The 746-nt window shown below is 64.2% G+C and carries 1 protein-coding gene; it reads left to right on the forward strand.

Features of this window, described 5'->3' with window-relative positions:
• Positions 1-8: 8 nt before the first annotated feature.
• Positions 9-746, forward strand: a 738-nt coding sequence (gene iscB / locus ACYP5B_RS09305; RefSeq protein WP_459569400.1) for an RNA-guided endonuclease IscB, incomplete at its 3' end; no start/stop codon positions are given.

Consider the following 746-nt stretch of genomic DNA (forward strand, 5'->3'; position numbering starts at 1 on the left):
ATGCCGCCGTGCTGTCGCTGGCGGAACTAATACACCGCGGCGCGCAGATCAGCATTGACCTTACGTCGCGCCGGGCCATGCGACGTGCCAGGCGTGGCCGCAAGACGCGGTATCGTGCCGCTCGTTTCGATAACCGCCGCAGGCCGGTAGGCTGGCTAGCGCCGAGCCTACAACACCGTGTGCAGACCACGATGGCCTGGGTCCGTCGCTTGCGCGCACTCGCCCCGATCACCGCCATCAGCACCGAACTCGTCCGCTTCGACATGCAGGCGATGCAGAACGCCGAGATCTCCGGCGTCGAGTATCAGCAGGGCGAACTGGCCGGCTATGAGGTCCGCGAATACCTACTAGAGAAATGGGGCCGGCAGTGCGCGTACTGCGATGCCCGCGATATGCCGCTGGAATTGGAACATATCGATGCCCGGGCAAACGGAGGCTCGAATCGGGTCTCCAATCTGGCACTGGCTTGCGTGCCTTGCAATAGGAAGAAGGCCGCTCGCCCGCTCTCTGATTTCCTGCGCAAGGACCCGGAGCGCCTCAGACGCATTCTGGCAAAGGCGAAGGCCCCGCTTCGCGACGCTGCTGCCGTCAATTCGACCCGGTGGGCGCTGTACAACGCGCTGAAGACCACGGGGCTTTCAGTGGAGACCGGGTCGGGTGGCCGGACGAAGTACAACCGCCGACGCTTCGATCTGCCAAAGACGCACGCGCTGGACGCGGCGTGTGTTGGGGTGGTCGACTCAGTT

This window comes from Cupriavidus sp. 8B, assembly GCF_054589115.1.